Annotated in this window: 15 protein-coding genes; 7 read left to right on the top strand and 8 right to left on the bottom strand. The window is 70.6% G+C overall.

Features of this window, described 5'->3' with window-relative positions; genetic code table 11:
* Window positions 1-24: 24 nt before the first annotated feature.
* Complete coding sequence (gene ileS / locus ACSU6L_RS27845; RefSeq protein WP_437061128.1) at window positions 25-3,165, bottom strand: isoleucine--tRNA ligase; 3,141 nt, start codon at window positions 3,163-3,165, stop codon at window positions 25-27.
* A 590-nt stretch (window positions 3,166-3,755) separates the two neighbouring features.
* On the opposite strand from ileS, the gene ACSU6L_RS27850 reads away from it, so the two are divergent.
* From ACSU6L_RS27850 to ACSU6L_RS27870, 5 genes are all read left to right on the top strand, one after another.
* Window positions 3,756-5,411 carry a TraR/DksA C4-type zinc finger protein gene (locus tag ACSU6L_RS27850; protein WP_437061130.1) on the top strand — a complete coding sequence of 552 codons (1,656 nt, stop codon included), beginning with the start codon at window positions 3,756-3,758 and terminating at the stop codon, window positions 5,409-5,411.
* 61 nt (window positions 5,412-5,472) lie between these two features.
* Window positions 5,473-6,093, top strand: a complete 621-nt coding sequence (gene lspA, locus ACSU6L_RS27855; protein ID WP_437061132.1) for a signal peptidase II — start codon at window positions 5,473-5,475, stop codon at window positions 6,091-6,093.
* 43 nt (window positions 6,094-6,136) lie between these two features.
* A complete protein-coding gene (locus ACSU6L_RS27860; RefSeq protein ID WP_437061134.1) occupies window positions 6,137-7,081 on the top strand; it encodes an RluA family pseudouridine synthase in 945 nt (314 codons plus the stop codon).
* Window positions 7,078-7,548, top strand: a complete 471-nt coding sequence (locus ACSU6L_RS27865; RefSeq protein ID WP_437061136.1) for a GNAT family N-acetyltransferase — start codon at window positions 7,078-7,080, stop codon at window positions 7,546-7,548. Before ACSU6L_RS27860 ends, ACSU6L_RS27865 begins: the two co-directional genes overlap by 4 nt.
* Before the next feature lie 57 nt (window positions 7,549-7,605).
* Window positions 7,606-9,192: a Na+/H+ antiporter gene (locus ACSU6L_RS27870; RefSeq protein WP_437061138.1), complete on the top strand. Its 1,587-nt coding sequence runs from the start codon at window positions 7,606-7,608 to the stop codon at window positions 9,190-9,192.
* A gap of 7 nt (window positions 9,193-9,199) precedes the next feature.
* On the opposite strand, the gene ACSU6L_RS27875 is transcribed toward ACSU6L_RS27870, so the two are convergent.
* Window positions 9,200-10,324, bottom strand: coding sequence for a mechanosensitive ion channel family protein (locus ACSU6L_RS27875; RefSeq protein ID WP_437061140.1), 1,125 nt, complete (start codon window positions 10,322-10,324; stop codon window positions 9,200-9,202).
* A gap of 108 nt (window positions 10,325-10,432) precedes the next feature.
* On the opposite strand from ACSU6L_RS27875, the gene ACSU6L_RS27880 reads away from it, so the two are divergent.
* Window positions 10,433-11,005: a dienelactone hydrolase family protein gene (locus ACSU6L_RS27880; protein WP_437061142.1), complete on the top strand. Its 573-nt coding sequence runs from the start codon at window positions 10,433-10,435 to the stop codon at window positions 11,003-11,005.
* Window positions 11,006-11,010: 5 nt separating this feature from the next.
* On the opposite strand, the gene ACSU6L_RS27885 is transcribed toward ACSU6L_RS27880, so the two are convergent.
* From ACSU6L_RS27885 to ACSU6L_RS27905, 5 genes are all read right to left on the bottom strand, one after another.
* The gene (locus ACSU6L_RS27885; RefSeq protein ID WP_437061144.1) at window positions 11,011-12,015 is read right to left on the bottom strand and encodes a zinc metalloprotease; all 1,005 of its coding nucleotides are present in this window, start codon (window positions 12,013-12,015) and stop codon (window positions 11,011-11,013) included.
* A gap of 330 nt (window positions 12,016-12,345) precedes the next feature.
* Window positions 12,346-14,004, bottom strand: coding sequence for an alkaline phosphatase D family protein (locus ACSU6L_RS27890; RefSeq protein ID WP_437061146.1), 1,659 nt, complete (start codon window positions 14,002-14,004; stop codon window positions 12,346-12,348).
* 97 nt (window positions 14,005-14,101) lie between these two features.
* Window positions 14,102-14,902, bottom strand: coding sequence for a DsbA family protein (locus tag ACSU6L_RS27895; RefSeq protein WP_437061148.1), 801 nt, complete (start codon window positions 14,900-14,902; stop codon window positions 14,102-14,104).
* A gap of 82 nt (window positions 14,903-14,984) precedes the next feature.
* On the bottom strand, window positions 14,985-15,683 hold the full coding sequence (locus tag ACSU6L_RS27900) for a hypothetical protein (protein WP_437061150.1): 699 nt from the start codon (window positions 15,681-15,683) through the stop codon (window positions 14,985-14,987).
* 75 nt (window positions 15,684-15,758) lie between these two features.
* Window positions 15,759-17,087, bottom strand: a complete 1,329-nt coding sequence (locus tag ACSU6L_RS27905; protein ID WP_437061152.1) for a DUF2252 domain-containing protein — start codon at window positions 17,085-17,087, stop codon at window positions 15,759-15,761.
* Between the two features lie 214 nt (window positions 17,088-17,301).
* On the opposite strand from ACSU6L_RS27905, the gene dnaE reads away from it, so the two are divergent.
* Window positions 17,302-20,841 carry a DNA polymerase III subunit alpha gene (gene dnaE, locus ACSU6L_RS27910; protein WP_437061154.1) on the top strand — a complete coding sequence of 1,180 codons (3,540 nt, stop codon included), beginning with the start codon at window positions 17,302-17,304 and terminating at the stop codon, window positions 20,839-20,841.
* A gap of 82 nt (window positions 20,842-20,923) precedes the next feature.
* Here the strand turns inward: dnaE and ACSU6L_RS27915 are convergent, their stop codons facing one another.
* A complete protein-coding gene (locus ACSU6L_RS27915; protein ID WP_437061156.1) occupies window positions 20,924-21,088 on the bottom strand; it encodes a hypothetical protein in 165 nt (54 codons plus the stop codon).
* Between the last annotated feature and the right edge of the window lie 239 nt (window positions 21,089-21,327).

Below are 21,327 nucleotides of genomic sequence, written 5' to 3' on the forward strand. Positions count from 1 at the left end.
GCTGCCTGCCGGATTCGTTCCCGCTTACGCCTTGCGCAGGCGGAACGTCAGGGACAGGCCCTCGTCGGTGAACGGCTCGCCGTAACCGGTGTCGTCCGCCTCGCCCTGGGCGAAGTCCGTGGCCAGCACCTCGTCCGCGATCAGCCCGGAGTGCTCGGACAGGGCCGCGACGACCGCCGGGTCCGTGGCCGTCCAGCGCAGCGCGATCCGGTCCGCCACGTCCAGGCCGCTGTTCTTGCGGGCCTCCTGGATCAGCCGGATCGCGTCACGGGCGAGACCCGCCTGCCGCAGCTCCTCGGTGATCTCCAGGTCGAGGGCGACCGTGGCACCCGCGTCGGACGCCACCGACCAGCCCTCGCGCGGGGTCTCGGTGATGATCACCTCGTCCGGGGCCAGGGTGATCGTCTCGCCGTCGACCTCCACGGAGGCGGTGCCCTCGCGCAGGGCCAGCGACAGCGCGGCCGCGTCGGCGTTCGCGATGGCCTTGGCGACGTCCTGGACCCGCTTGCCGAACCGCTTGCCCAGGGCACGGAAGTTGGCCTTGGCGGTGGTGTCCACCAGGGAACCGCCGACCTCGGAGAGCGACGCCAGCGATTCGACGTTCAGCTCCTCGGTGATCTGGGTGTGCAGCTCGCGGTCCAGCGTCTCGAAGCCGGTCGCCGCGATCAGCGCGCGGCTGAGCGGCTGACGCGTCTTGACCCCGGACTCCGCGCGGGTGGCCCGGCCCAGCTCCACCAGGCGGCGCACCAGCACCATCTGCCTCGACAGCTCCGGGTCGATGGCGCCGAGGTCCGCCTCCGGCCAGGACGCCAGGTGCACCGACTCCGGCGCGCCCGGGGTGACCGGGACGATCAGGTCCTGCCAGACCCGCTCGGTGATGAACGGGGTCAGCGGGGCCATCAGCTTGGTGACCGTCTCGACGACCTCGTGCAGGGTGCGCAGCGCGGCCTTGTCGCCCTGCCAGAAGCGGCGCCGCGAGCGGCGGACGTACCAGTTCGACAGATCGTCGACGAACGCGGACAGCAGCTTGCCGGCGCGCTGGGTGTCGTACGCCTCCAGCGACTGGGTCACCTGGTCGGTCAGCGCGTGCAGCTCGGACAGCAGCCAGCGGTCCAGCAGCGGGCGGTCGGCCGGGGCCGGGTCGGCCTCGGAGGGCGCCCAGTTCGACGTACGCGCGTACAGAGCCTGGAAGGCGACCGTGTTCCAGTACGTGAGGAGCGTCTTGCGGACGACCTCCTGGATGGTGCCGTGGCCCACGCGGCGCGCCGCCCACGGGGAGCCGCCGGCCGCCATGAACCAGCGGACCGCGTCCGCGCCGTGCTGGTCCATGAGCGGGATCGGCTGGAGGATGTTGCCCAGGTGCTTGGACATCTTCCGGCCGTCCTCGGCGAGGATGTGGCCGAGGCAGACCACGTTCTCGTACGACGACCTGTCGAAGACCAGCGTGCCGACCGCCATCAGCGTGTAGAACCAGCCGCGGGTCTGGTCGATGGCCTCGGAGATGAACTGCGCCGGGTACCGGCTCTCGAACAGCTCCTTGTTCTTGTACGGGTAGCCCCACTGCGCGAACGGCATCGAGCCCGAGTCGTACCAGGCGTCGATGACCTCCGGCACGCGCACCGCGTCGAGGGAGCAGCCCTCGTGGGTGCAGGTGAACGTGACGTCGTCGATGAACGGGCGGTGCGGGTCGAGGCCGGACTGGTCGGTGCCGGTCAGCTCGGTCAGCTCCGCGCGGGAGCCGACGCAGGTGAGGTGGCCCTCCTCGCAGCGCCAGATCGGCAGCGGGGTGCCCCAGTAGCGGTTGCGGGACAGTGCCCAGTCGATGTTGTTGTTCAGCCAGTCGCCGAACCGGCCGTGCTTGACCGTGTCCGGGAACCAGTTGGTCTTCTCGTTCTCCTGGAGCAGGCGGTCCTTGACGGCCGTCGTGCGGATGTACCAGGACGGCTGCGCGTAGTAGAGCAGCGCGGTGTGGCAGCGCCAGCAGTGCGGGTAGCTGTGCTCGTACGGCAGGTGCTTGAAGAGCAGGCCGCGGGCGCCGAGGTCCTCGGTGAGCTTCTCGTCGGCCTTCTTGAAGAAGACGCCGCCGACCAGCGGGACCTCCTCCTCGAAGGTGCCGTCCGGGCGGACCGGGTTGACCACGGGCAGGCCGTACGAACGGCAGACCTTGAGGTCGTCCTCACCGAAGGCGGGGGACTGGTGGACCAGACCCGTGCCGTCCTCGGTGGTGACGTAGTCGGCGTTGACCACGAAGTGGGCCTCGGCCGGGAAGTCGACCAGCTCGAACGGGCGCTGATACGTCCAGCGCTCCATCTCGGCGCCCGTGAAGGACTGGCCGGTGAGCTCCCAGCCCTCGCCGAGGGCCTTGGCGACCAGCGGCTCGGCGACGACCAGCTTCTCCTCGCCGTCGGTGGCGACGACGTAGGTGACCTCGGGGTGGGCGGCCACGGCGGTGTTGGAGACCAGGGTCCACGGAGTGGTCGTCCAGACCAGCAGCGCGGCCTCGCCGGCCAGCGGGCCGGAGGTCAGCGGGAAGCGGACGTAGACCGAGGGGTCGACGACCGTCTCGTAGCCCTGCGCCAGCTCGTGGTCGGACAGGCCGGTGCCGCAGCGGGGGCACCAGGGGGCCACGCGGTGGTCCTGGACCAGGAGTCCCCTGTCGAAGATCTCCTTGAGCGACCACCACACCGACTCGATGTACTCGGGGTCCATCGTGCGGTAGGCGTCGTCGAGGTCGACCCAGTAGCCCATGCGGGTCGTCAGGTCGGCGAAGGCGTCGGTGTGGCGGGTCACGGACTCGCGGCACTTGGCGTTGAACTCGGCGATGCCGAACGCCTCGATGTCCTGCTTGCCGCTGAAGCCCAGCTCCTTCTCGACCGCCAGCTCGACGGGGAGGCCGTGGCAGTCCCAGCCCGCCTTGCGGGCCACGTGGTAGCCGCGCATGGTGCGGAAGCGGGGGAAGACGTCCTTGAAGACGCGCGCCTCGATGTGGTGGGCGCCGGGCATGCCGTTGGCGGTGGGCGGGCCCTCGTAGAACACCCATTCGGGGCGGCCCTGGGACTGCTCCAGGCTCTTGGCAAAGATCTTCTGCTCGCGCCAGAAGTCGAGCACGGCGTGCTCAAGGGCGGGCAGGTCGACCTGTGCGGGCACCTGGCGGTACGTCGTCATCGATCTTCCTCCGGCGGACTTGCTGCCTTCCGTCGGAGGGACGAGAGCTACGTCTTTCCTTACGCCGCCTTCGGCGCGCTCCCGCGGTACCACCCTCCTTGGCCCTCCGGGGCAGGTCGTGCCTCGGTGAGCCCCCTCATTGGGGTCGCGATGCCGGTTCTACTCGCCGCGGCTCGCTGGCTGCGGCTTTCTTCCGGCGGCTCCGGGGTGATCTTCACGTCGCGCTCGCCCCCGGGCTTCCACCGTCCCCGGGTCGCTCTGGGCTGCGTACGCCGCTACTCGTCCCCATCCACGCTTTTCGCTCCGCCCAGTGTACGGCGCCACACGGACAGCGGCCGACCGGTTTACGGGCGCGGGGCGGACCGGGTGCGGGATGACCCGAATGGTCAGGTGCGCGGGCCCGGATCCGGGGATGTCCGGCTCGGCGGATTACCACGCGGGGAGCTGGGCACAACGCATGCATGCCGGACGCGCGGGGGGCGCGGGGCGGGCGAATCGGGCGGCGTGCCCCGTTGCCGCGTGACTCGAGTCGATTTATCGTCCCAGCACGATTCGCGAGCAAGATCACAATATGTGAAGGGGCCGCGGCCATGGTGGCGAAGAAGACCGCCGTACAGCAGTCGGCGTCCGGCCGGCCCACACGCACCGGCGCCGACGCCGACGCCGCCGCGGGTACGGCCAAGGACGCGAGCGGGAAGAAGAGCGCGCGGGGGGAGGGGGCGGCGAAGCGCGCGGTGAAGTCGGTGAGGGCGGTGCGGGGGGAGGCGGTCTCGGGGGCGGGCGCCGCTGGGGTGAGGGCGCGGGTGGGGGCGGATTCGGGTGCCGTGCGGAAGACGGCGGCGGGGGCGGATTCGGCGGCCGCGGGGACGGCGGTGGCGGATTCGGCGGCTGTGGCGCAGACGAAGGCCGGGACGGGGGCTGCGGCCGGGAAGAAGGCGGGGGCCAGGAAGACCGCGGCCGACAGGACCGCGGGCAAGAAGTCGGCGGCGAAGAAGACGGCTGCGAGGAAGCCGGCCGGGAGGAAGTCGGCCCCCGAGGAGTCGGCTGCCAAGGAGCAGGCCTCCAAGGGGCCGGGCTCCGACCTGAAGGCGGCCAGGCACGGGAGGGCCGAGGAAGCGGTCGTCAAGGAAGCAGCGGTCAAGAAGAGCGCGGCGAGGGAGACCGCGACGGAGGCCGCGGTGGAGAAGGCCTCGGTCAAGAAGGCCGCCGTGAAGAAGACCCCGGCTGCGAAGGAGCCGGTGGGAAGGACGGCGACTCCCCAAGCCGCCGCCGGGGAGAAGTCGGCAGCGAAGAAGCAGGCCGCCAAGAAGTCGGCCGTCAGGAAGACCGCCGCCGGCAAGGCAGGCGCCGGTGAGACGGCGGCTGAGCGGGCGGCGCCCCAGAAGACGGCTGCCAGGCGGTCGGCCTCCGGGAAGGTGGCGGCCGGTGCCGCGGTGTCCGACGAAGCGGCTGCCCAGAAGGGCGTCGCCGGTGAGACGGGCCCGGAGAAGGCGGCGGCCAAGAGGACCGCCGGCCAGCGGACCGCCGCCGGCAAGGTGGCGGCTCGGGCAGCGGCGGGCGATGAGGTGGTCGCCGACAGGGCCGTCGCCGATGAGGATGTCGCCGCCGGAGTGGCGGCGGAGGGCGCGGGCGCCGAGGGCCTGGGCGTCGGTGGCGCGTCGGGCGGGGAGGACCTCGGTTCGGAGAGCGTCGCCCGGAGTACGGGCGGGAAGAGCAGGGCGAAGAAGGCGGGCGCGGCTGAGGCCGCGGAGCAGACGGGAGCCACGACGGTGGTTGCGAAGAAGACTCCTGGCACGGCCGCGGCGGCCCAGACCGCCGTTCCCAAGGCACGCGTCGCCGCGGTGGAGCCCGGCGAGCTGGCGGTGCGCCCCGGTGAGGACCCCTGGACCGCGGAGGAGGTCGAGGAGGCTCGCGCGGAGCTGACCGGCGAGCTGGAGCGGCTGGGCGCCGAGATCGCCTCCTCCGAGGCGTCCCTGGCCGGCCTGATGCGGGACCCCGGGGACGGCGCGGGCCACGACGAGGCGGACACCGGCAGCAAGAACATCACCCGCGAGCACGAGCTGGCGCTGGCCGCCAACGCGCGCGAGATGCTCGACCAGACCGAGCGCGCCCTGCACCGCCTGGACGCCGGCACCTACGGCCTGTGCGAGAACTGCGGCAACCCGATCGGAAAGGCACGCATGCAGGCCTTCCCGCGGGCAACCCTCTGCGTGGAGTGCAAGCAGAAGCAGGAACGCCGGTACTGATCGGCGCCGAGGGCGTGCCGTACCCTCGTCCTCAGTCAGGTACCTAAGTTGAGGGACTCACGTGGCAGAGGCGGAACGCATCATCGGTACGCCGGACGATTCGGACGCGGCGCGGGCCGAGGGACCGGAGCGGCCGGACGTCGAGGGGACCGGCGACGGCGGGTCCGAGGCCGGGGACGCCCCCGCGCGGCCGCGGGGCAAGCGGCGGATCGCCGTGCTCTTCGCGGTCGCCGCCTTCGCCTACGTCCTCGACCTGGTCAGCAAGATAATCGTGGTCGAGAAGCTGGAGCACCAGGAGCCGATCGAGATCATCGGCGACTGGCTGCGGTTCGAGGCGATCCGCAACGCGGGCGCGGCCTTCGGTTTCGGCGAGGCCTTCACCGTGATCTTCACGGTGATCGCGGCGGCCGTGATCGTGGTCATCGCCCGCCTCGCCCGCAAGCTGTACAGCCTGCCCTGGGCGATCGCGCTCGGCATGCTGCTGGGCGGCGCGCTGGGCAACCTCACCGACCGGATCTTCCGCTCGCCGGGCGTCTTCGAGGGCGCGGTGGTGGACTTCATCGCGCCCAAGCACTTCGCGGTCTTCAACCTCGCCGACTCGGCGATCGTGTGCGGCGGCATCCTGATCGTGCTGCTGTCGTTCAGGGGCCTCGACCCGGACGGGACCGTCCACAAGGACTGAACGCGCGTGCAGGGTTGCCGGACCCGTCCGGCATACTCGACGGGTGAGCACGATTCCCGAGATCCGTACCCTGCCCGTGCCGGACGGCCTGGAGGGCGAGCGCGTCGACGCCGCCATCTCCCGCATGTTCGGCTTCTCCCGTACGAAGGCGGCGGAGCTGGCCGCGGCGGGCAAGGTGCTGGTCGACGGCACGGTCGTCGGCAAGTCCGAGCGGGTGCGCGGCGGCGCCTGGCTGGAGGTCGAGATGCCGCAGGCCGCCGCGCCGGTGCAGGTGGTGGCCGAGCCGGTCGAGGGCATGGAGATCGTGCACGACGACGACGACGTGGTCGTCATCGTCAAGCCGGTGGGCGTGGCCGCCCACCCCAGCCCCGGCTGGACCGGTCCGACGGTCATCGGCGGCCTCGCCGCGGCCGGCTACCGGATCTCCACCTCCGGCGCCGCCGAGCGCCAGGGCATCGTGCACCGCCTCGACGTCGGCACCTCGGGCCTGATGGTCGTGGCGAAGTCGGAGTACGCGTACACGTCGCTGAAGCGCCAGTTCAAGGAGCGCACGGTCGACAAGCGCTACCACACCCTGGTCCAGGGCCATCCGGACCCGACCAGCGGCACCATCGACGCGCCCATCGGCCGCCACCCGAACCACGACTACAAGTGGGCGGTCACCGCCGAGGGCAAGCCCTCGGTCACGCACTACGACCTGATCGAGGCGTTCCGCGCGGCCTCCCTGCTCGACGTGAAGCTGGAGACGGGCCGCACCCACCAGATCCGCGTCCACATGTCCGCCCACCGCCACCCCTGTGTCGGCGACCTGACCTACGGCGCCGACCCGACGCTCGCCAAGCGGCTGCGGCTGACCCGCCAGTGGCTGCACGCCGTGCGCCTCGGCTTCGAGCACCCGGGCAGCGGCGAGTGGGCCGAGTTCGCCTGCGACTACCCCGAGGACCTCCAGCAGGCGCTGGACCAGGTCCGTGAGGAGACCTACGGATGACCTCGCCGTCGTACGCGGTGCGCGTCGCCGAGGAGGCCGCCGACCGCGAGGCGTGCTTCGCGGTGCGCAAGGAGGTCTTCGTCGCCGAGCAGGGCGTCCCGGAGGACCTGGAGTACGACGAGTTCGACGCGGTGGCGCTGCATGTCCTCGCCGTGCGCGAGGACGGCACTCCGCTGGGCACCGGGCGGCTGCTGTACGGCGAGGGCGCGAAGGAGCGCACCGGCGGCGACCCGTCCCTGGGGTCCCTGGGGCGGCTGGCGGTCGCCAAGGACGCGCGGGGGCTGGGCCTCGGCGCGCTGCTGGTGCGGGCCATCGAGGACGCGGCACGCGCGCGCGGGCTCGCGGTGGTGGACCTGCACGCGCAGACGCACGCGCTGGGGTTCTACGAGCGGCTGGGGTACGAGGCGTACGGGCCGGAGTACCTGGAGGCCGGGATCCCGCACCAGGGGATGCGCCGCGTTCTGTAGCGCGCGTGGCAGGCTGGGCCGGGGGTTGTGATCGCCTAGACCGTCGGAGCGCTGAGCGTGGACCAGTTGGCCCTGTTGTTCGTCCTGTTGCTCGGGGCCGTGGTGAGCGTGCCGGTCGGGGACCGGCTGGGTCTGCCGTCGCCGGTGCTGATGACCCTGCTGGGCGTCGTGCTGGCGCTGCTCACCTTCGTGCCGAACGTCGAGATCCCGCCGGACCTGATCCTTCCGCTGCTGCTGCCGCCGCTGCTCTACGCGGCCGTACGGCGCACCTCCTGGCGGCAGTTCACGGCGAACAAACGGCCGATCTTCCTGCTCGCCGTGGCGCTGGTGTTCGTCACCATGTTCTGCGTCGCCGGCGTCGCCCACGCCATCGTGCCGGGGCTGCCGATCGCCGCCGCCCTGGCGCTCGGCGCGCTGGTCGCGCCGCCCGACCCGGTTGCCGCGACCGCCGTCGCCGGGCAGCTGGGGCTGCCGCGCCGGCTGGTGTCGATCCTGGAGGGCGAGGGGCTGTTCAACGACGTGACGGCCATCGTGCTCTACCACGTGGCGATCGCCGCCGTGGTCAGCGGCACCTTCTCGCCCTGGGGCGCCGGGCTCGACCTGGTGCTGTCCGCCGTGGTCGCGGTCGCCGTGGGGCTCGTCCTCGGCTGGGGCGCCAACAAGCTGATGGACCTGCTCGGCGACGCGACCCTGCAGATCGGGCTCACCCTGCTGGTGCCGTACGCCTCCTACGTGCTCGCCGAGGAACTGCACGGCTCCGGTGTGCTGGCCGTGCTGACCACCGCGCTGTTCATCTCCGAGTACGCGACGGACGCCGACGACGTGATGACCCGGCTCGCCGGGCACACCTTCTGGGACATCGTCGACACCCTCGTCACCGGGGTCGCCTTCGGCCTGATCGGGCTCGAACTGCACAACGCGGTCCGCACCGCGTCCGGGCGCTGGGGCGAGATGCTGGGCTGGGCCCTCGCGATCGCCGGGGTCGTCGTCCTCGTACGACTGCTGTGGCTGCTGCCCGCGACCTGGCTCACCAAACGGCTGCACGCGCGGCGCGACTACGACGAGGAGATCCCGATGAGCTGGCGGGAGACGGTCGTCATGTGGTGGTCGGGGATGCGGGGCGTGGCGTCGGTGGCGCTGGCGCTGGCCATTCCACTGCGGACCGACGACGGCTCGCCGTTCCCCGACCGGGACGAGATCGTCTTCATCGCGTTCGGAGTGATCATGGTGACGCTGGTGCTCCAGGGCCTGACGCTGCCGTGGCTGGTGAAGCGGCTCGGCGTGCAGGCCGACACCGAGCGGGAGAAGGAGTTCGAGAAGGCGCTGGCGGTGCGGGCGGCCAAGGCGGCCAAGCGGCGGCTGCGGGAGATCGAGTCGGTCGAGGAACTGCCGGACGAGCTGTCGGAGCGGATGCTGCGGCGGGCCTTCGAGATCGGGGTGCGGATCAGCCCGGAGATCGGCGAGGAGGAGCGGCGGGAGGCGCACGAGAAGCGGGTGCGGCGGCTGCAGCGGGTGCGCCGCATCGAGGGGGAGCTGCTGAGCGCCGCCCGCCACGAGGTGCTGGCGGCGCGCAGCGAGCCCGGGGCGGACCCCGAGGTGGTGGACAGGGTGCTGCGCCAGCTGGACGTGCGCAGCCTGCGCTGAGCGCGGCTCAGCCCCGGTCCGCCCTCGGCGTCTCCACGGCCCGTCGGTTCGGGAAGCCGTCGGGCGAGCGGCGGGGGGCCGGCGGCCGGTGCGGCGGCAGCAGCGCGTCGGCCGTGTTGACCCGGGGCAGCGCGTACGGGTGCTCGCGGACCAGCCAGCCGATCATCCGCTCGCGGACCGTGACCCGGACCGTCCAGACGTCGTCGGCGTCCTTCGCCGTCATCAGCGCCCGCACCTCCATGGTGTTCGGCGTGGTGTCGGTGACGGACAGGTCGTAGGCCCGCCCGTCCCACGCCGGGCACTCGCGCAGGATGTCGCGGAGCTTTTCGCGCATCTCGTCGACCGGCGCGGAGTGGTCCAGCTGCCAGTAGACGACGCCGGTCATCTGCGGGGTGCCGCGCGACCAGTTCTCGAACGGCTTGGACGTGAAGTACGACACCGGCATGGTGATCCGGCGCTCGTCCCAGGTCCGCACCGTCAGATAGGTCAGCGTGATTTCCTCGACGGTGCCCCACTCGCCGTCCACGACGACCGTGTCCCCGATGCGCACCATGTCGCCGAACGCGATCTGGAACCCCGCGAACATGTTGCTCAGCGTGGACTGCGCCGCGACACCGGCGACGATGCCGAGGATGCCCGCCGAGGCCAGCAGCGAGGCGCCCGCCGCGCGGAACGCGGGGAACGTCAGCAGCATCGCCGCCACCGCCACCACCCCGACGACCGCCGACACCACCCGCATGATGAGCGTCACCTGGGTGCGCACCCGGCGGACCCGCGCGGGGTCGCGGTGGGCGCGGGAGCTGGCGTAGCGGGTGTACGACGTCTCGACGACGGCCGCCGCGATCCGGATCACCAGCCAGGCGGCCGAGCCGATCAGCACGACCGTCAGGGTGCGGCCGATCCCGACGCGGTGGTCCTGGAACAGCTGGGCCTCGTCGTACGACCCTCTCAGCAGGGCGGCGCACAGCAGGAGCTGGTAGGGGACACGGCCGCGGCGCAGCAGACCCCACAGCGGGGTTTCGCTCTGCCGTCCGTCGGCCCTGCGCAGCAGCAGGTCGGTGGCCCAGCCGATCACCATTGTGAGCAGCACGGCGCCGCCGACCACGATCAGTGGGCGGAGTACGTTCTCCATGTCCTCGAACGTAACCGGCCACGGGCGGGCCTGAACATGTGAATCCGGGGCGGTTGCGGGTACTGCCCCGGACCCGCCTCGTCACACCCGGCTGGCACCATTGGCCTCATGAACATCATGCTCTTCCACTCGACCTATGGCCTCAGGCCCGCGGTGCGTGCCGCGGCGGACCGGCTGCGCGCCGCCGGGCACGAGGTGTGGACGCCGGACCTCTTCGAGGGGCGCACGTTCGACACGGTCGAGGAGGGCATGGCCGCCAAGGAGGAGATCGGCAAGGACGAGCTGCTGAAGCGGGCCGTGCTGGCCGCCGCGCCCTACTCGGAGCGCGGCCTCGTCTACGCCGGGTTCTCCCTCGGCGCCTCGATCGCGCAGACCCTCGCGCTGGGCGACGAGAAGGCCAAGGGGCTGCTGCTTCTGCACGGCACCTCGGACATCGCGCCGAACGCGACGGTGGACGACCTGCCGGTGCAGCTGCACGTCGCCGAGCCGGACGCGTTCGAGACGGACGACTGGCTGAGCTCCTGGTATCTGCAGATGCGCCGCGCGGGCGCGGACGTGGAGGTCTACCGGTACGCCGGAGCCGGTCACCTGTACACCGACCCCGACCTGCCGGACTACGACGCGGAGGCCGCCGAGGCCACCTGGCGGGTGGCGCTCGGCTTCCTGGACTCGCTCGGCTAGCCGGTTCAGCCGGCGGTGCGGTAGGCCGCCCAGCTCTGCTGCATGCGCGTCACCTGGCCGGAGGTGAACTGGTACATGCAGGCGTCGTACGTGTAGTCCATGAAGTTGTGGATCGGGTCGGCGCCCGCCTTGCGGGTGCAGGTGTCCCGGCCCTCGGGGCACTCGTAGGCCGGGCTCTTCTCGGCCGCGGTGTCTTCGACGTAGTCGCCGTTGCCGTTACAGCCGCCCTGGAAGGTGTGGTACAGCCCGAGCCAGTGGCCGACTTCGTGGGTGGCGGTGTCGCCCTCGTCGTAGTTCGCGGCCGAGCCGCCGGGCAGCGAGGCGTCCAGCAGGACGACGCCGTCCATGGACGGGCTGGAGTTGTAGGAGCTGGGGAAGGTGGCCCAGCCGAGCAGGCCGCCGCCGAGGTTGGCGGTGTAGATGTTCAGCGCGTTCGCGCCGCCCTTGCGCAGGGCGGACTTCATCGCCTTCTCCTCCGCCGAGCCGGAGGAGACGTTGTACCAGGCGGCGTTGTCCGTGTAGTCGGTGCCGGCCAGCGAGAACTGGAAGCCGGAGTCGACGTTGCCGGTGCCCTGGCCGCCGAACGCCGCGTTGAGCACGTTCATCTGGGCGCTGATGTCGGCCGAGTCGAGCTGCCCGGCGGCACCGTCGTGGATGACGTGGAAGTACACGGGGATGGTGGCCGTGGCCGACAGGCTGCGGCCGTTGCCCGGCAGCTTGTCGAGCTTCTTGCGCAGGTCGGCCTCCATGGCCTGGGCCTTCGCCGCGCTCACCGCGTTGGGCTCGGCGGCGTGCTCGCCGGACCCGGGGCGGGCCTCGCGGGCCGTGGCCGGAGCGTTCGCGTGGGTGTCCGCGTGGGTGTCCTCGACGCAGTCGGCGGCGGCGAGAGTGCCGGCCGCCGCGACGCCCGTGGGCGCCGACAGGGGGGTGAGCATCAGGGTTCCGGCCACGACGGCGGTGGCGAGAACACGTCTGCGCGTCGAGGGAGATATCCGGGCAAGCGCACGCATGCTGGCTCCTAGCGGATGCGGTGGGGAATGGGGCGCAGGGGTCTTCCTGGCCGCCGCCCGGAGATTACGTGGACATGCTCAGACGGGAAGAGGGGCGATCAGGCCCAATCAAATTCCCGGCAAACAGGGAGAATTGAGGAGATGAACTGGCGGCCTGTCCGAGGTTTGAGATCTCGACGTAACGAAGGCCGTTACCAGGCGGGTGGTGTGTCCGGATTCGAGCCATGGTCCGCACCACCCGCCGTAGCGAGGAGGAGGATGTTGTGATCTCGCCTTAACAGCTCACCGTGCTGCTGTTCTTGGCTGAAAATGACCCCTCAGGCGTGGCTGTCACACCGGGTCGTACGTGCGCTCCACCTTCTGCGTGCCGCTGCGGGTCCGGTACGAGCGGGCCCAGGACGCGGTCGCGTCCGCCTCGGTGCGGTCGGACAGGACGTAGTAGTCCATCTGCGCACGGTCGGCGGTGATGTCCAGGACGCCGTAGCCGTGCCGGTCGGTGTCGACCCAGTGGACATGCCGGTTGGCGGCCCGGATGACCGGGGCGGCGACCGCGGAGACGGTGCCCTCCGGCACCTTCACCAGGTCGTCGAGGTTGTCGGAGGTGACCGAGGTGACCACGAACTCCGTGGCGGCCGAGGCCGACAGCGGGTACGTACCGGCGTTCACCGGCACGTCGTTGGCCCACGCCATGTGGATGTCGCCGGTGAGGAAGACGGTGTTGCGGATGGCGTTCGCCCGCAGATGGGCCAGCAGTTCCCGGCGGTCGTCGGTGTAGCCGTCCCACTGGTCGGGGTTGATGGCGAGGCCCTCCTGCGGCAGGCCCAGCAGCTTCGCCAGCGGCTTCAGCAGGTCGGCGGAGAGCGAGCCGACGGCGAACGGCGCGATCATCACCGAGTTGCCGACCAGCCGCCAGGTGGTGTCGGAGGAGGTCAGTCCCGCCTTCAGCCAGTCCAGTTGGGCCCGCCCGGTGAGGGTCCGCTCCGGGTCGTCGACCTCGCCGTCGCCCACGGACACCTGCTGGGAACGGAAGGAGCGCAGGTCGAGCAGGGAGAGGTCGACGAGCTTGCCGAAGCGCAGCCGGCGGTAGGTGGTGCCCGCGATCGCCGGGCGGACCGGCATCCACTCGAAGTAGGCCCGCTTGGCGGCGGCCTGGCGCGCCGCCCAGGTGCCCTCGGCGCCCTCGGTGTGGTTCTCGGAGCCGCCGGACCAGGTGTCGTTGGCGATCTCGTGGTCGTCCCAGATGGCGACGACCGGGGCCACGGCGTGCAGCGCCTGGAGGTCCGGGTCGGTCTTGTAGCGGCCGTGCCGGGCACGGTAGTCGGCGAGCGTCAGTATCTCGTGGGCGGGGACGTGCGGCCGGACGACCGTGCCGCGCGTGCCGTACTCGCCGGTGCCGTACTCGTAGATGTAGTCGCCGAGGTGCAGCCAGGCGTCCAGGTCGCCGCGGCCGGCGAGATGGCGGTACGCGGAGAAGTACCCGGCCTCCCAGTTGGCGCACGAGACCACGCCGAAGCGCAGGTTCGCGACCGCGGCGGAGGCGGCCGGGGCGGTGCGGGTGCGGGCGGCGGGGGAGTCGGTGGCGCCGGCCGAGAAGCGGAACCAGTAGTCGGTGGCGGGCGCGAGGCCGCGTACGTCGGCCTTGACGGTGTGGTCGGAGGCGGCGGTGGCGGTGACGGAGCCCTTGGCGACGACGTTCGTGAACGCCTTGTCCAGGGCGACGGTCCAGCGCACCTCGACATCGGGGCCGAGCCCCGAGCCGGGGACGGCCTCCGGGGTGGGCGTCACCCGGGTCCAGAGCAGGATGCCGTCCGGCAGCGGGTCGCCGGAGGCGACGCCGTGCAGGAAGGCGGGGGCCTCGGCGGCGAGCGCCGGGGCGGGGACGGCCAGCGGGGCCGCGAGAACGGCCCCGGCCGCGGCGGCCTTGACGACCGTACGGCGGCGCGGGGCGGGCGGGTTGGCGGCGGTGTGGGATCTGTTACGACTGGTCACGGCCGATCAGATTACTGATCGGTAAGGGGCTTGGTAAGGCAACGGACATGAAGAGCGGGCGAACCGATCAAGAGTTCGCCCGCACTTGTATCCGGCGCTACTTGGTGACGCCCGCGTCCTTGAGCGCCGCCTTCCACTGGTCGACGGTCTCGGGGTTGGTGATGACCTTGTCGTTGATCTTGATGGTCGGGGTCGACTTGACGTCCTCCGTGCTGTCGAAGGAGTCGCTCATCTTCATCGCCCAGGCGTCGTAGGTGCCCTTCTCGACCGCGTCCTGGAACTTCTTGTTGCCCTTCAGCGCGTCGACCGTGTTCGCCACCTTGATCAGGTAGTCGTCCTCGGCGAGCTCGTCGGTGGTCTCCGCGGGGTGGTACTCCGCCGAGTACAGCGCGGCCTTGTAGTCGAGGAACGCGTCGGTGCTCACGTTCAGCGCGGCGCCCAGCGCGCTCAGCGCGTTCTTGGAGCCCTCGCCGCCGAGGTTGCCGTCGAGGAAGGTGCCGAGGGTGAAGGAGAGCTTGTAGTCGCCGTCCTCCATGCCCTTGTTGACGGTCTCGCCGATGGTCTGCTCGAAGGAGGCGCAGGCCGGGCAGCGCGGGTCCTCGTAGAGGTGGACGACGTTGTCGGTCTTGGAGTCGCCGACGAGGATCGTGGTGCCGTTCTTGCCGGAGGTGTTGGCCGGGGCGACGACCTTGGCGTCGGCGGCCGCCTCCCACGCCGAGGGCTGGTTGGTCTGCACGACTGCGTAGCCGATGCCGCCGGCCAGCGCCAGTACCGCGACCATGGACCCGGCGACGATCAGCTGCCGCCTGGTCTTCTCCCGCTTGGCCTGCCGCTCGCGCTCCTGGCGCAGCCGCTCCCGGGCCGCCGTCTTCGCCGCCTGGCTGTTCCGCTTGCTCATGTTCGTGTTCTCCCTGAAGGTCGCGCACCGGTGTGCGCGGATACGGACGAAGGACTGCTCGTGTTCGGATGTGTCGCTTCGCTCAGGCGGCGAGAGCGACGGTGGCCGAGCACGGCGGTCCACGCCGTCCCAGGGAGTGCGCGAGGAGCAGGTCACGGACGGGGGCGGTGCGGTGCGCGGGGCGCGGCAGCCGGCGGACCGCCGGGGCCGGCCGGGCCGCCACCGCGGCGGCCGCCAGCAGCAGCGGCCGGAACGTGGTCGCGGTCATCGCGTGCAGCACCTGGGCCAGCGCCCGCTCGCCGCGGCGCAGCCACGCCGCCGCCAGCAGACCCACGCCGACATGCGCGCCCAGCAGCAGCCAGGCGGTCTCCGGGTGGGCGTCGGCGAGCAGCGCGGCGACCCGGTCGGTGCCGGTCGTCCCGGCCATCCGGGTCAGCGGGCCGCCCACCTCGCCGGCGCACAGCACGTCCAGGCCGACCGAGCGCAGCGGACCGGCGACCGGGCCGCCCGCGCGGCCGTAGCAGGCGTGCTGGCCGGCGGTGAAGACGGTGTCCGCGGCCAGCTCCAGCGGGATCAGCAGCGCCGCGATCCGGCCGAAGCCGCGTTCCCGGCCGGCCAGCGCGTACGCGATCAGGAACACGGCGGCGGCGATCGCCGCCACCGTCCCCACGGGCAGCGGGACGCCGGAGAGCAGCACGTGTGACGCGGTGCTGAGCGTCACGACGATCGCCGTGAACAGCGCCGCGCGTACGGCTCTGAGCTGGGTCCCGGATATGTCCATCGTCTGGAGAGTGTGTCATGGGCTCCCGTAAGGGACCCCTAAAAGGTTCCTGTGAGGGAGCCGGGCGGACCGGTGCTACAGGCCGGGGATCCGGCCGTTGCGGAACAGGTCGAGGAAGATCTGGTGGTCGGCACGCGCGCGTGCCCCGTAGCCGTGCGCGAAGTCCACCAGGAGCGGCGCGAAGCTCTCCTCGTCGGCCGCGAGGGCCGCGTCGATGGCCCGCTCGGTGGAGAACGGCACCAGGTCCGAGTGGCCGCTCTCGTCGTCCGCGGCCGCGTGCATGGTGGCCGTGGCCCGGCCCAGGTCGGCGACGACCGCCGCGATCTCCTCCGGGTCGTCGATGTCGCCCCAGTCCAGGTCGACCGCGTACGGCGAGACCTCGGCGACCAGCTGGCCCGCGCCGTCCAGCTCGGTCCAGCCCAGCCACGGGTCGGCGTGCGCCTGCAGGGCGCGCTGGGAGATCACCGTGCGGTGGCCCTCGTGCCGGAAGTACTCGCGGATCGACGGGTCCGTGATGTGCCGGGAGACGGCCGGGGTCTGGGCCTGCTTGATGTAGATCACGACGTCGTTCTCCAGGGCGTCGCTGTGGCCCTCCAGCAGGATGTTGTACGACGGCAGGCCCGCCGAGCCGATGCCGATGCCGCGGCGGCCGACGACGTCCTTCACGCGGTAGGAGTCCGGGCGGGCCAGGGAGGTCTCCGGCAGCGTCTCCAGGTAGCCGTCGAAGGCGGCCAGCACCTTGTAGCGGGTGGCCGCGTCCAGCTCGACGGCGCCGCCGCCGGGCGCGAAGCGGCGCTCGAAGTCGCGGATCTCGGTCATCGAGTCCAGCAGCCCGAACCGGGTCAGCGAGCGGGCGTCGCGCAGCGCGTCCAGCAGCGGGCCGTCGGCGGTGTCCAGGGTGAACGGCGGCACCTCGTCGCTCTTGGCGCCGGTGGCCAGGGCGTGGATGCGCTCGCGGTACGCCGCCGCGTAGGTCCGCACCAGCTCGGTGATCTGCTCGTCGCTGAGCGCCTTGGCGTACCCGATCAGCGCGATCGAGGCGGAGAAGCGCTTGAGGTCCCAGGTGAAGGGGCCGACGTAGGCCTCGTCGAAGTCGTTGACGTTGAAGATCAGGCGGCCGGTCGAGTCCATGTACGTGCCGAAGTTCTCGGCGTGGAGATCACCGTGGATCCACACCCGGGAGGTGCGCTCGTCCAGGTACGGACCGCCCCGCTTCTCCTCGTCCAGGTCGTGGTAGAAGAGCGCCGCCGTGCCCCGGTAGAAGGCGAACGCGGACGCGGCCATCTTCCGGAACTTCACCCGGAACGCGGCCGGGTCGGCGGCCAGGAGCTCGCCGAAGGCGGTGTCGAGGACGGCAAGGATCTCCTCGCCGCGGTGCTCGTCGCTGAGCTGCGGGAACGACATCGCTGGGTGCCTCCTGGTACGGATGGTGCGTGACCTGTGCGGACGGGAATCGGACAGGATTCGGACACGGTGTCCGTCACCTTCCAACGTCCGACGGTACGCGTGAGTGCCCGCGGGTTGTCAGTCCCGAGGCATAGACTTCGACGCTGTCCCCCAGACTGTCCGCAGCCTGTCGGGCCCCCGTCGACCCGCGTTTCCCCAGGAGGCCGCAGCCGTGTCCAAGCCGCCGTTCACGCACCTGCACGTCCACACCCAGTACTCGCTGCTGGACGGTGCCGCGCGGCTGAAGGACATGTTCAACGCGTGCAACGAGATGGGCATGACCCATATCGCCATGTCCGACCACGGCAACCTGCACGGCGCGTATGACTTCTTCCACTCCGCGAAGAAGGCCGGAATCACCCCGATCATCGGGATCGAGGCGTATGTCGCCCCCGAGTCCCGGCGCAACAAGCGCAAGATCCAGTGGGGCCAGCCGCACCAGAAGCGGGACGACGTCTCCGGTTCCGGCGGTTACACCCACAAGACGATGTGGGCCGTGAACCGGACGGGGCTGCACAACCTCTTCCGCCTCTCCTCCGACGCCTACGCCGAGGGCTGGCTCCAGAAGTGGCCCCGGATGGACAAGGAGACGATCTCCAAGTGGTCCGAGGGGATCGTCGCCTCCACCGGCTGCCCCTCGGGCGAGGTGCAGACCCGGCTGCGGCTCGGACAGTTCGACGAGGCCCTCAAGGCCGCCGCCGACTACCAGGACATCTTCGGCAAGGACCGTTACTTCCTGGAGCTGATGGACCACGGCATCGACATCGAGCACCGGGTCCGCGACGGCCTGCTGGAGATCGGCCGGAAGCTCGGCATCCCCCCGCTGGTCACCAACGACTCGCACTACACGTACGCGCACGAGGCGGGCGCGCACGACGCCCTGCTGTGCATCCAGACCGGCAAGAACCTCTCCGACCCGGACCGCTTCAAGTTCGACGGCACCGGCTACTACCTGAAGTCCACGGAGGAGATGTACGCCATCGACTCCTCGGACGCCTGGCAGGAGGGCTGCGCCAACACGCTCCTCGTCGCCGAGATGGTGGACACCACCGGCATGTTCGAGAAGCGCGACCTCATGCCCAAGTTCGACATCCCCGAGGGCTACACCGAGGTCAGCTGGTTCCGCGAGGAGACCATGCGCGGCATGCAGCGCCGCTTCCCGGACGGCATCCCGGACGACCGCATGAAGCAGGTCGAGTACGAGATGGACACGATCATCTCGATGGGCTTCCCGGGCTACTTCCTCGTCGTCGCCGACTTCATCATGTGGGCGAAGAAGCAGGGCATCGCCGTCGGCCCCGGCCGGGGCTCCGCGGCCGGCTCGATCGTCGCCTACGCCCTCGGCATCACCGACCTCGACCCGATCCCGCACGGCCTGATCTTCGAGCGGTTCCTCAACCCCGAGCGCATCTCGATGCCCGATGTCGACATCGACTTCGACGAGCGCAGGCGCGTCGAGGTGATCAGGTACGTGACGGAGAAATACGGCGCCGACAAGGTCGCCATGATCGGCACGTACGGCACCATCAAGGCCAAGAACGCGATCAAGGACTCCGCGCGCGTGCTCGGCTACCCGTACGCGATGGGCGACCGCATCACCAAGGCCATGCCCGCCGACGTCCTCGGCAAGGGCATCCCGCTGTCCGGCATCACCGACCCGAACCACCCCCGCTACTCGGAGGCGGGCGAGGTCCGGTCGATGTACGAGAACGAGCCGGACGTGAAGAAGGTCATCGACACCGCGCGCGGTGTGGAGGGCCTGGTCCGGCAGATGGGTGTGCACGCGGCCGGCGTGATCATGTCCAGCGAGACCATCACCGAGCACGTCCCGGTCTGGGTGAGGCACACCGACGGCGTCACCATCACGCAGTGGGACTACCCGAGCTGTGAGTCGCTCGGCCTGCTGAAGATGGACTTCCTGGGCCTGCGCAACCTCACGATCATGGACGACGCCGTCAAGATGGTGAAGGCCAACAAGGGGATCGACATCGATCTCCTCAGCCTCCCGCTCGACGACCCCACGACCTTCGACCTGCTCCAGCGCGGCGACACCCTCGGCGTGTTCCAGTTCGACGGCGGCCCGATGCGCTCGCTGCTCCGGCTGATGAAGCCGGACAACTTCGAAGACATCTCCGCCGTGTCGGCCCTGTACCGCCCGGGCCCGATGGGCATGAACTCCCACACGAACTACGCGCTGCGCAAGAACGGCCAGCAGGAGATCACGCCGATCCACCCCGAGCTGGAGGAGCCGCTCAAGGAGGTCCTGGACGTCACCTACGGCCTGATCGTCTACCAGGAGCAGGTGCAGAAGGCCGCCCAGATCATCGCGGGCTACTCGCTCGGCGAGGCCGACATCCTCCGCCGCGTGATGGGCAAGAAGAAGCCGGAGGAACTGGAGAAGAACTTCGTCATCTTCCAGGCCGGCGCCCGCAAGAACGGCTACAGCGACGAGGCCATCCAGGCGCTCTGGGACGTGCTGGTCCCGTTCGCCGGCTACGCGTTCAACAAGGCCCACTCCGCCGCGTACGGCCTGGTCTCGTACTGGACCGCCTACCTCAAGGCGAACCACCCCGCCGAGTACATGGCGGCGCTGCTCACCTCGGTCAAGGACGACAAGGACAAGTCGGCGGTCTACCTCAACGAGTGCCGCCGCATGGGCATCCGGGTGCTGCCGCCGAACGTGAACGAGTCGGAGGCCAACTTCGCCGCCCAGGGCGACGACGTGATCCTCTTCGGCCTGTCCGCCGTCCGCAACGTCGGCACCAACGTCGTCGAGTCGATCATCAAGTGCCGCAAGGCGAAGGGGAAGTACTCCTCCTTCCCGGACTACCTCGACAAGGTGGACGCGGTCGTCTGCAACAAGCGGACCACGGAATCGCTGATCAAGGCCGGCGCCTTCGACTCCATGGGGCACACCCGCAAGGGTCTGACCGCGCAGTACGAGCCGATGATCGACAACGTGGTCGCGGTCAAGCGCAAGGAGGCCGAGGGCCAGTTCGACCTCTTCGGCGGCATGGGCGAGGAGGACAGCAGCGAACCCGGCTTCGGGCTCGACGTGGAGTTCTCCACCGACGAGTGGGACAAGACGTATCTGCTCGCCCAGGAGCGGGAGATGCTCGGCCTGTACGTCTCCGACCACCCGCTCTTCGGTCTGGAGCACGTGCTGTCCGACAAGGCGGACGCGGGCATCGCCCAGCTCACCGGCGGTGAGCACGCGGACGGCGCGGTCGTCACCATCGGCGGCATCATCTCGGGCCTCCAGCGCAAGATGACCAAGCAGGGCAACGCCTGGGCGATCGCCACCGTCGAGGACCTGGCCGGTTCCATCGAGTGCATGTTCTTCCCGGCGACCTACCAGCTGGTCTCGACCCAACTCGTCGAGGACGCCGTGGTGTTCGTCAAGGGCCGCCTCGACAAGCGGGAGGACGTGCCCCGGCTGGTCGCCATGGAGCTGATGGTCCCCGACCTGTCCAACGCCGGCACCAACGCGCCCGTGGTGCTCACCATCCCGGCCACCCGGGTCACCCCGCCCATGGTCAGCCGCCTCGGTGAGATCCTCACCCACCACAAGGGCGACAGCGAGGTGCGGATCAGGCTCCAGGGCCCGACCAAGACGACCGTGCTGCGCCTGGACCGGCACCGGGTGAAGCCGGATCCGGCGCTCTTCGGCGACCTGAAGGTGCTGCTCGGGCCGTCCTGCCTCGCGGGCTGACCGCACTCACCACGAGGGGCGCATCCCGGCCGGGATGCGCCCCTCGGTCTGTGTCCGGGCCTCAACGCCCGTCACACGGATGTCAGTTGTGGCCGAAGCGCTTCTGCCGGCCCTTGTGGGCGAAGTCGCCGGGGCTCATCTGCTGGGCGTCCTGCTCGGCCTGCGGCTCGATCGTGCTCTGCTGGGCCTGCTGCCGCCCGCGCTCGGACTGGGGCTGCTTACGGTCACGGTTCTTGTTCTTGGCCATGGTGATCTGCCTCCCTTGGGGGATCTAGGGGCCAGGGCCGCGTTCAGATTCACATACGCCGACACGCAGCGCATGTCGGACAATTACCGTCTGTAACAGGGCTTGTCGGCGTGCGCCAGGGGCGCGGCCGCGAGCCGATTCGCATAAACGCCACGCCGAAGATCGAGTTCGGGCCGTTAACCCTCGCGCGGTCGGGCAGACTCGAAGGAAGCCCGAAGCAAACCTCCCGGGAAGAGGGT

Origin of the sequence: Streptomyces sp. enrichment culture, assembly GCF_964272855.1 — a bacterium.
In the GTDB taxonomy this organism is placed as follows: Bacteria; Actinomycetota; Actinomycetes; order Streptomycetales; family Streptomycetaceae; genus Streptomyces.